The organism is Brevundimonas sp. UBA2416 (assembly GCF_002343105.1).
GTDB lineage: Bacteria > Pseudomonadota > Alphaproteobacteria > Caulobacterales > Caulobacteraceae > Brevundimonas.
Genome location: NZ_DDRM01000018.1, coordinates 95,221 through 95,679, shown reverse-complemented (window position 1 = coordinate 95,679; position 459 = coordinate 95,221). Strand labels below are relative to the sequence as shown.

Below are 459 nucleotides of genomic sequence, written 5' to 3'. Positions count from 1 at the left end.
AGGATCGGGAACATCAGCCGGTCGCGGAACCGGTCATAGGGCTGGCCGCCGCCCTCGGGCGCGATCAGCATCCCGGCCTCGACGAGGTCGCCCGGCCTGGCGCCCCGCTGGACGAGGGCGGCCTTCAGCCCCTCGCGATCGTTGGGCGCATAGCCCAGCCCGAACCGCTCCCACTGGTCTTCGGGCAGGCCGCGTTTCTCGAGATATTCCCGCGCCGCCTTGCCCGGCGAGCGGCGCAGATTGGCGGCGAACCATTTCTGGGCCAGGTCCATCCAGTCGGTCAGGCCCTGCTTCTTCGCCTCGCGTTCAGCGGCCTGCGGATCCTCGGCCGGCAGGGCCATGCCCGCCTCCCCCGCCAGCCGCTGCACCGCCTCGACGAAGCTGAGCCGCTCGGTCTCCTGCAGGAAACTGATGACGTCGCCGTGCTTGCCCGACGAGAAGTCGTGGAAGAAGCCCTTG

At 70.2% G+C, this 459-nt stretch carries 1 protein-coding gene; it reads right to left on the bottom strand.

Annotated elements, in window-relative coordinates; genetic code table 11:
- Positions 1–459, bottom strand: a 459-nt coding sequence (locus tag B3E43_RS06270; protein ID WP_292027665.1) for a CHC2 zinc finger domain-containing protein, incomplete at both ends; no start/stop codon positions are given.